Origin of the sequence: Actinomadura geliboluensis (assembly GCF_005889745.1) — a bacterium.
Lineage (GTDB): Bacteria > Actinomycetota > Actinomycetes > Streptosporangiales > Streptosporangiaceae > Spirillospora > Spirillospora geliboluensis.
Genome location: NZ_VCKZ01000373.1, coordinates 1 through 9,100 on the forward strand (window position 1 = coordinate 1; position 9,100 = coordinate 9,100).

The following is a 9,100-nucleotide window of genomic DNA, read 5'->3' on the forward strand; positions in this document are numbered from 1 at the left end:
GCAGCAGCCGCACCTCCGCGCCGCTGCGGCCGGCGCGTTCCGCCGCCGCGTCGATGCGTGCGCGGACCTCGGCGATGTTGCGGGCGAAGTCCGCGACGCTCTCCGCCTGCGGGTACTGGGCTGGACTACTCATCAGGCCCTCCTCTGCTCAAGGTCCGAAGGTGCGTCCGCCATGACGGGTTCCGGGCTCTTCCGAGACTGCACCTGCGCGGGCTGCGGTGATAGTTCCACTGCTCTCGCGTATGCACCGTCATGCCGCACCAGGCCCGGTGCTTCATTCCGCACCCCGCCGTTGTCGACCTCACCGATGACCAGGACATGATCACCTGCGGCATATCGGGCGACGACGCGGGCGCTGAGCCAAGCTGGGACGACGGTCAGGATCGGCAGCCCGTCAGGCTCCTGAAGGCATGCGGTACCGGCGAATCGGTCAACACCGCTGCGCGCGAACCGGTCGGCCAGCAGGGAGTCGTGCGATCCAAGCAGATGGACGGCGAAGCGCTCGGCCTGCTGCACGGCCTGCGTGACCGAGGCGATGGTCGCCACACAGAAGGAGACCAGGGCGGGTTCTAGCGAGACCGAGGTGAAGGACGTCGCGGTGAAGCCGGCCGGCCCCGGCACGGTGATGATCGTGACGCCTGCCGCGTGGCGTCGCAAGGTCCGGCGCAGAAGGGATACATCTGCGAACTTCACCGCCTGCGGCCGTTGAACCGGATGGATGGTGTGAGGCATGGTCTCCCTCCGTGATCCGGTCTGACAGGACGGGAACGTTCTCGGCACACGAACGCCCTGCACGCGGCGGCGCAGCGCGTTCTGCGAGTCGTGGCCCGTGCCGCTCGGCTCGTCTACCGAGTGAGCGGCACGGGCCGGTTCTAGGCGGATGCCGTCGCCGGGTCGTCCAGGATCGGGTGCGATTCGAGTCGCGCGAGCAGGCTTCGCAGCTCGCCGGTCACCTCGTCGGGCAGCGGCTGGAGCGGCGCCCTGGGTCGGCCAGTGTCGCGGGCCTGGATCTCCAATCCGGCCTTGATCGTTCGGGGCAGGCCGTGGGCGACGATGAACTCCAGAAACGGCAAGAGTTCGGCCAGGACCGTGTCGGCGCGCTCTTGCCGCTCGCCCGTTGCTGCGGCGTGCAACTCCAGGCACCACTGCGGGACCAGGCACGCCGCCGCGGTGCACCATCCGGCGGCGCCGGACCGGAACGCCTCCAGCGCCAGCGGGTTGCTCCCGTTGTAGACCGACAGCGCCCCGTCCGAGAGCTCACGGATGGCGCGGAAGCGCGCGGCGTCGCCAGAGCTTTCCTTGACCATGGTGAGGTTGGGGATCTGGCGGGCGAGCGCGACCACCGTCTGCGGGTTCAGGTCGGTGCCGCTCGTGCCCGGGTTGTTGTAGAGCATCATCGGCAGGTCGGTGGCGGCGGCGACCGTGGCGAAGTGCCGCACGAGCTCGGCCTCGGTCAGCTTCCAGTACACCTGGGGTAGCACCATGATCGCTGTAGCCCCGTGCCGAGCGGCCACGCGCGCCCGCCGGACCGTCCCGTCCGTACTCCAATGCGAGACGCCGACCAGTGTGGAAACGCGCCCTGCGACCGTTTGCAGGGTCGTCTCGCAGACGGCGTCCCACTCGCTCTCGCTGAGGTAGGCGTTCTCGCCGGTGCTGCCCAGTGGGGCGATGCCGTGGCTTCCGGCGTCCACCAGCTCATCGGTGAGCTGCCGCAGCGCGGCCAGGTCGACGTCGCCGCTGCCGCGGTCGAACGGGGTGACTGGGTAGGCGATGACCCCGCTCAGGGGCGGGTTCGCCGTCACAGCTCCACCTCGCCCGTAACGCAGTCGGGATGGTTGCGCAGAGCCTTGCGCGCGTAGTACGCGAAGTTGGCCTTGTTGCGCCGGTCCCTGGATGTCCAGTCGTGGGCCTCGCGGGCCAGGACGGGGTCCAACGGCTGGACGATGCCCGCCGACATGGCCAGGAGTTGCAGCCTCGCGGCGCGCTCGATGAGCATCGCCAGGGTGCACGCCTCCTCGACCGTGGCGCCGGTGACGAGCTGCCCGTGGTGGGCCAGCAAGATGGCCCGCTTGTCACCCAGGGCAGCGGAGATGATCTCTCCCTCCTCGTTGCCGACCGAGACGCCGGGCCAGTCCTTGAGGAAGGCGCAGTCGTCGTACAAGGGGGTGGTGTCCATCTGGGAGACCACGAGGGGAACCTCCAGCATCGCCAGCGCCGCGACGTGCAGCGGGTGGGTGTGGATGATGCAGTTGACGTCCTTGCGGGCTCGGTAGATCCAGGTGTGGAACCGGTTTGCGGGATTGGGCATGCCTTCGCCTTCGAGGACCTGCAGGTCCTCGTCCACCAGCAGCAGGTTGTCCTCGGTGATCTCGTCGAAGCCGAGGCCGAGCCGCTGGGTGTAGTAGGTGCCCTGCTCCTGGCCGCGGGCACTGATCTGCCCCGCAAGCCCCGAGTCGTGCCCGCCATCGAAGGCGATACGGCAGGTCAGCGCGAGCTTCTGCCGGGTGGTCAGCTTCGAGTCCCCGAAGTGGTCGCCCATCTGCCTCTCGGCGCGCTCGGCGAGCACGTCCTTCGACTCTTGCAGTGTCCTCGCCATCTCTCCTCCATTCCGAGGGCCGCCCGTCCGGGCAGGGGAGCCGCAGGCGACGCCTCTTGGAAACAAGGTGCACTTTAGGACACTTTGTGTCCTCACGCAAGGGTGGGGACGGCCGACTGGCTCGTTCCGAGTGATGCCCGGGCCACACTGGGGCTCGTCAAGGGACATACTGGATCCCCCGGCGGCAGCCTGGCCGAGGGACGCGGGAAGGAAGAACTCAGTGATCAACCGGGTGCGGCAGCTGCGCAAGGAGCGGCTGATGACACTGGAGGCATTGGCCGAGCGCTCCGGCGTCACGAAGAGCTATCTCTCCAAGGTCGAACGCGGTCGGAGCGTTCCTTCGATCGCCGTCTGCGCCTCGCTCGCCAAGGCACTGGACGTCCCGCTGGACACTCTCTTCGCCGACGCGACGGAACTGTCCGAGGTCACCGTGACCCGGGCCACTGAACGGCGACTGCTCACCTCAGACGAAGAACCCGGCTCCCGCTACGAAGGCATCGCGCTGCAGGCCAGCACCAAGCAGATGACGCCTTTCATGATCTACCCGTCGCACGATGCCGACCCGCTCCCCTTCCGGGACCACCCGGGAGAGGAGTTCCTTTTCGTGCACCAGGGGCGCGCCGAACTCATCTTCCCATCCCAGAACATCGAACTCAATGAGGGAGACGCCGCCTATTTCAAGGCCACGACACCTCACAAATTCCGTTCCCTGAGCGGGGAACGCGCCAATCTCCTGCTCATAGTCTGCCCTGACCGGGGAGTGGATCAGGCACCCCATCCACACCTACCGTGAGCATCGCGCCGGCGATCAATACCGTCCGTTCACAGCGGCGCAAAAGAGGTGGCGGGAACGTTCGTACAATGCGCTTGAGTTCACCGCCGCCCAAAGGCGCCGCCCCTATGGTGTCCCTGTTCTCGATCAGTGGAAGCAATTCCGCTGGCCAGTAGCTCGGCGACACTTTCTTGGGCTTCTTGAATCCGAAGATGGCGCGGGGCGGTTGTTGAGCTCGTCGGCGACGGCCTGGAGATAGTCCGGGTCGCCTGTGATGGTGGTGCCTTTGGGGAAATATTCCCGTAGCCAGCGGTTGGTGTTCTCGTTGGTTCCGTGCTCCCAGGGGAGTGCGGGTGGGCGAAGTACACCGGCAGGCGGGCTTTGAGGGTGATCGCGGCATGGTTGGCCGTTTCCGACCCGCGGTCCCGGGTCAGCGACCGTCGCAGCACGTCCGGCAAGCCCTTGACCTGGTCGATGACGGCCTCGGACACGGTGGTGGCGTCCCGTCCGGTCGGCGGCATCAGCACCACGAACCGCGAGACGCGCTCCACCGGCGTGGCCATCGCGGTCCTGCCGTCCTTGCCCGCGACCAGGCCGCCTTCCCAGCGCCCGGGGACCCGCCGGTCGGCGGCGTCGGCGGGCCGCTCGTCGATCCAGCGGATTCCACTGATCCGCGGCGCCCGGGGAGCGCGGCCGTGCGCGGGCCGGCGGCGGGTGCGGCCTGAGCGCAAGGTCAGGCACTGGCGGGCGAGTTCGCCCTTGGGCAGTGCGTAGGTCCAGCCGTAGATCGCCTCGTGAGACACCCTCACATGCTGGTCGGCGGGGTGCTCGATCGGCAACCGCCCGGCGATCTGCTGCGGATTCCCCGGGAAATCTCTTCCCGGTCGGCCAAGGTCAGCATGTGTCGCACCACCCCACAGCACTCCCCCGACGATCAACTCGCCGAGCAGGACTACACCACTGCGAGATCAATTGCTACACCGATTGAGGGCAGGGGCGGCTTGTCTCCGGTGACGACCACCCGGTTTCCGTCAGAGCATCGCGCGTGGCGGCCACAGGTCACCAGCGTCACCCGAACCCTTCGTCCACGTCCAAGGCGGCCCGCGGGCTGGCCCGGCGACAAACCGGTTCAACGCCGCGACGTGCTTCGTCGGCGTGCGGACCATGTGCCGGAGAAGGAGGGAATTCATGCCGGACGGAACGTGATCAAACTTGGCGGACGGCTCAAACGCCGCCTTCGGCTACCTTTGCGAATTCGATCGGTAGACCGAGAACCTTCGTGCACTTCGTCCATGGTGGCGGCGGGAGGCGCGTTAGAAGCGACCTTGGCGTCGAGTCGGGTGCAGCGGAACCGAGACAATGATGAGCCGCGTGCCCGCAGGGTCGGAGTCAGTGAGGCGGTGCTGGGTGCGGGCGTCGAAGTGGATGGAGTCGCCGACCTTCAGGACGATCCGCTCGTCGCCCAACTCCATGTCGACCCACCCGGACACGACATATATCCACTCTTCGTCGCTGTGGTGCGCCGACTTCTTGGCTCCCTTGCCCGCGGCGTCCAGTTGGATCACCTCTAGACCGCTGAGTCCCGCTGCGCCGCTGAGCGTGCTGTAGATCCCGTCGTCGCCGTGACGAAGCTCCGCAGACCCGGCCCGTACGAGTTTGTAGGCGGCGGGGAAGGTTTCGCCCACGAGCTCCCCGACACCGACCCGGTAGAGCGCGGCGAGCTGCAAGAGGACACCAATGGATGGCTGACGCTGACCGCGTTCCAGCCTCGAGAGATGGGTGATCGAGACCCCAATGCGCTCGGCCGCCTCGCTGAGAGTGAGAGCGCCCCGCTCACGGCACTCGCGCAAGCGGAGAGGGGGCGTGCCTGCCTCGGAAGAAGTTGATTGCGCCATGACCGCATAGTACGAGCCAACTCCGTCACCCTGGCCCCTGCCTTGCTCACGGGGGCCGCAACAGCGATCTTGCCTAAGGGGTTGACATATTTGCCTCGCAGGCAACACAGTGTGCGGGTCAGAACCCTAGACAGGAGGCGCGCGAAGTGACGCAAACCCATGCTGAGCAGGAGCCCAACACTCTCGACCTGGAGGAGCTGCCCGCCACCGAACCGACCTACGAGGAAGAGCGCCAGCACCGCAAGCGGCAACTGGCCGCCGCCTTCCGCATCTTCGCCAGGCACGGCTTTGACGAGGGCATCGCGGGCCACATCACCGCCCGCGACCCTGAGCTGACCGATCACTTCTGGGTGAACCCGTACGCCAGGCACTTCTCGCGGATTCGGGTCAGCGATCTCCTCCTGCTGGACGGTGACGGCAAGGTCGTGCACGGCGAGCTGCGCACGAACAAGGCCGCGTTCTCGATTCACTCGACCATTCACGAAGCTCGCCCCGAGGTCGTCGCCGTCGCTCATGCGCACTCACTGCACGGGCGCGCCTGGGCCGCATTGGACCGCACCCTGGACCCGATCCTCCAGGAGTCCTGCGCCTTCTATCAAGATCATGTCCTCTTCGACGAGTACAAGGGACTGGTGCTGGAGCGGGACGAAGGCCAGCGCATCGCCGCACGTCTGGGGCACGCGAAGGCAGCGATCCTGCGGCACCACGGCCTGATCACCACCGGCAAGTCGGTTGAGGAGGCCGCGTGGTGGTTCATCACGATGGACCGCGCCTGCCAGATGCAACTCATGGCCGAGGCCGCCGGGACGCCGCGCGTCATGACCCACGAAGAGGCCAGCCTCGCCCACCGACAGTTCGGCAACGCCAACATGGCCCGTCACAGCTTCCGGCTGCTGGCTGAGCTGATCTTCGAGCAGGAACCCGACGTTCTCGACTGACACCCGGTGGCGCGCAGCAAGACGCAGCTACTCGGTGTTGCACCAGAACTCCTCGGCAACCAGGTCGCCGCAGGCGACCTGGTTGCGACCAAACCACTCAACCTGAAATCTGTGCGCACACGCACCCGTTGGAGGACCCAATGTCCCCAGAGGCCACCGACCAGCAACTCCGTACCGACCGTCGCGTAGTTCGCCGTGCCGTCCTCGCCAGCACCGTCGGCGCCGGAATCGAGTGGTACGACTTCATGCTGTACGGCGCCGCAGCCGCCTTGGTCTTCCCCAAGCTGTTCTTCCCGCAAGCGAGCCCGGTCACCGGCGTGCTGTTGGCCTTCTCTACGTACTTCATCGGGTTCGCGGCCCGACCGCTGGGCGCGGCGATCTTCGGTCACATCGGCGACCGGGCGGGGCGCAAGAACTCGCTGCTGGCCACGATCGTGCTCATGGGCATCGGCACCGTCGGCATCGGTCTGGTTCCCAGCCATGAGTCCATCGGCTACTGGGGCCCGGTGCTGCTGGTTCTACTGCGCACCCTGCAAGGCATCGGCGTCGGCGGGGAGTGGGGCGGGGCCGTGCTCTTGGCGATGGAGTCCGGAACCAGGGAACGCGCCGGGTTCCGGGGCAGCTTCCCCCAAGCCGCCGGCACGATCGGCATCGGCACAGCCAACCTCGCCTTCTTGGCGGTCAGTCTGGGCATGCCCTCCGCAGCGTTCATGACTTGGGGATGGCGTCTGCCCTTCCTGGCCAGCGTGTTGCTGATCTTCGTGGGGATCTGGATCCGGCGTCAGGTCCCCGAAACCAACGATTTCCAGATGGCCACGAAATCAGGCTCGATCAAGAAGGCTCCCGTAGCCGAGGTCCTACGCCGCAGCCCAATCGAGATCGTCTTGGCCGCCTTCCTGAAATCCGCCGAGATGATCCCGGTCTACATCTTCATCGCGTTCATCCTGTCCTACGGCACGGACCAGTTGTCCTACGGACGCAACACCCTCCTGCTATTGGTCTCCGTCGCCGCGTTCATCTCGGCCGGCACGATGATCGCTGCAGGTCACTACTCGGACCGAATGGGTCACGAGCGAATGTACACGGTGGGCGCGCTGACGATGGGCGTCTTCGGCTTCCTGTACTTCGTCGTCATCGACTCGGGCTCGACCTTCGGGGCCAGCCTCGTCATTCTGCTTTCCTTGATCCCCTACGCGCTCATGTTCGCACCGGAACCAGTACTGATCGCACGGAACTTCCCGGTCGAGACGCGTTACAGTGGCTCATCCCTCGGGTTCAACCTCGCCGGGATCATCGGCGGGGGCCCAGCACCCTTCGTGGCGACCTGGGTGGTGGTTCGCTTCGGGAGCATGGCCGTCGCGGCGTACATCGCGCTGTTCTGCCTCATCGGAGTCCTGGCAGTGAAAGCTTTGGTCGCCCGCAGCCGTGTCCACGAACACCAGTCCGTTGACCCGACATCGAACCACCAAACCATCAGGGAGGTCGCATGACCACGATTTGCGCCAACCCGGCACAACACGTCACCGATGCCCCGCAAAACCAGGCGACGATGGGCATCATCTCTCTCGGCCACATCGATCCCGTCCAAGGGACGGCCGCTCACCACGAATCTTTCCCCTGGCCCACCCGTTGGCGAGCCCTCACGGATGAAAACCTCATCGCCAGGGCGCTCACTGCAGATCCGGCGCTCTACCCTGAGGTACTCAAATCCGCCCGGGATTTGATTGGCCAGGGCGCCCAAAGCATCCTGACCACCTGTGGTTACTTTACCCCCTACCAGGCGGGCCTTGCAAAAGCTCTACCTGTGCCCGTCCTCACATCCAGCCTCCTCCAGCTACCCGGCATCCTGGCCACGACCGGCGAGAAGAAGGTCCTGGTCCTAGCCGCCAACGCGGCCGCCATCGACGCCCGCTGCCTAGCCGGCTCCGGCTTGGGGAAAGAGGAACAAAGCCGTTTGGTCATCAGGGGGCTGGAGGGCCCGGGCCCCTTCCGCGAACAGGTCCTAGAGGGGGGTGGGCTGCACGACGTTCCGTCCATCATCCAGCAGGCCAGCCAACTCGTATCATGCACCGTGGCCGATCACGACGCCATCGGCGCCATTCTTCTGGAATGCGGTGACCTATGCCTGGCCGCACAGCCACTACGGTCTGCCACCGGGCTGCCGGTCTTCGACTACATCACCGCAGCATTGTGGTTGCAGTCGTCGGTTCCAGCGAGGACTGACCCTCGCCACTGATTTGGTTCTCACCCCGGAGTCCACAGGGAAAAGGCCTCGACCGGATCGAGCAGGTCACGGCCCGGTTCCAGGAGCAGTGCTTCGCCTTCGACCAGTTCGGGCCGCTGCTGGTAATGGTCCTGCCATGGCGCGGGATGGAGTGAGCAGGGACGGCCAGACCGGTTTCCGGGGGCCTACTGGCGCAGCCATGGGGTCCAGTATTTCCACGGCTGCTACTCACTTGGCGGGTGACACCCTGTGGGTGTCACCCGCCGCCGAAAAGGCTCGCCGTAATCGGAGTCGACTTCAGCACGGTCAATCATCTGGCCTCACCGGAGAAGTAGCGCTTCATGCTGGGAACGCCGGAGCCGGCCCAGGTGAAGCACACCGGGTTCGATGAAGTCCGGTCTACCTGGCACCGGTTGGCCCTGGTGTGTTGATGGAACGGTAGTGGGAAGTCTTGTACTCGACGGGCGGGACGTCGCCAATGGCGGTGTGCAGCCGGCGGCGGTTGTACCAGCCGACCCGTTGACGATGGCGTACTCGACCTGGTCACGGGTATGGTTCCCCCGCTCCGCCGACTGAGACGATGGAAGGGAGCGCCGCTCCCCCAGCCGATCACGGCACGGGCTTGGTGCCTGGTGAGCGAGCCGGCGGCTCGTTTTCTCGGGGTGTCGGGCCGAG

General features: G+C 66.2%; 8 protein-coding genes and 1 pseudogene. 4 read left to right on the top strand and 5 right to left on the bottom strand.

All coding sequences use genetic code 11. The features are described 5' to 3' along the window. Nucleotides 1-132: 132 nt before the first annotated feature. The 3 genes from ETD96_RS35165 to ETD96_RS35175 all read right to left on the bottom strand — a co-directional run bounded on the left by ETD96_RS35165 (nt 133) and on the right by ETD96_RS35175 (nt 2,596). The gene (locus ETD96_RS35165; RefSeq protein ID WP_138640793.1) at nt 133-732 is read right to left on the bottom strand and encodes a flavin reductase family protein; all 600 of its coding nucleotides are present in this window, start codon (nt 730-732) and stop codon (nt 133-135) included. A 140-nt stretch (nt 733-872) separates the two neighbouring features. Continuing rightward, nucleotides 873-1,802: a dihydrodipicolinate synthase family protein gene (locus ETD96_RS35170; RefSeq protein WP_138640794.1), complete on the bottom strand. Its 930-nt coding sequence runs from the start codon at nt 1,800-1,802 to the stop codon at nt 873-875. After that, nucleotides 1,799-2,596: an aldolase gene (locus ETD96_RS35175; RefSeq protein WP_138640795.1), complete on the bottom strand. Its 798-nt coding sequence runs from the start codon at nt 2,594-2,596 to the stop codon at nt 1,799-1,801. Before ETD96_RS35175 ends, ETD96_RS35170 begins: the two co-directional genes overlap by 4 nt. Nucleotides 2,597-2,816: 220 nt before the next feature. Here ETD96_RS35175 and ETD96_RS35180 point away from each other — a divergent pair, with 220 nt between their 5' ends. Further along, nucleotides 2,817-3,389 (top strand): helix-turn-helix domain-containing protein, encoded by a 573-nt coding sequence (locus ETD96_RS35180; protein ID WP_138640796.1) that lies wholly within the window; start codon nt 2,817-2,819, stop codon nt 3,387-3,389. A gap of 80 nt (nt 3,390-3,469) precedes the next feature. Here ETD96_RS35180 and ETD96_RS35185 read toward each other — a convergent pair. Together ETD96_RS35185 and ETD96_RS35190 are read right to left on the bottom strand one after the other, a co-directional pair. Further along, nucleotides 3,470-4,231: pseudogene (locus ETD96_RS35185) on the bottom strand (IS30 family transposase); the annotation flags it as partial. A 450-nt stretch (nt 4,232-4,681) separates the two neighbouring features. Further along, nucleotides 4,682-5,263: a helix-turn-helix domain-containing protein gene (locus ETD96_RS35190; RefSeq protein WP_138640798.1), complete on the bottom strand. Its 582-nt coding sequence runs from the start codon at nt 5,261-5,263 to the stop codon at nt 4,682-4,684. Nucleotides 5,264-5,349: 86 nt separating this feature from the next. Between ETD96_RS35190 and ETD96_RS35195 the strand changes: the two genes are divergently transcribed. From ETD96_RS35195 to ETD96_RS35205, 3 genes are all read left to right on the top strand, one after another. Next, on the top strand, nt 5,350-6,201 hold the full coding sequence (locus tag ETD96_RS35195; RefSeq protein WP_274704668.1) for a class II aldolase/adducin family protein: 852 nt from the start codon (nt 5,350-5,352) through the stop codon (nt 6,199-6,201). A gap of 140 nt (nt 6,202-6,341) precedes the next feature. Beyond that, a complete protein-coding gene (locus ETD96_RS35200) occupies nt 6,342-7,691 on the top strand; it encodes an MFS transporter (protein WP_138640800.1) in 1,350 nt (449 codons plus the stop codon). Next, the gene (locus ETD96_RS35205; RefSeq protein WP_138640801.1) at nt 7,688-8,437 is read left to right on the top strand and encodes an aspartate/glutamate racemase family protein; all 750 of its coding nucleotides are present in this window, start codon (nt 7,688-7,690) and stop codon (nt 8,435-8,437) included. The genes ETD96_RS35200 and ETD96_RS35205 overlap by 4 nt, the downstream gene beginning before the upstream one ends. The last annotated feature ends 663 nt before the right edge of the window (nt 8,438-9,100 follow it).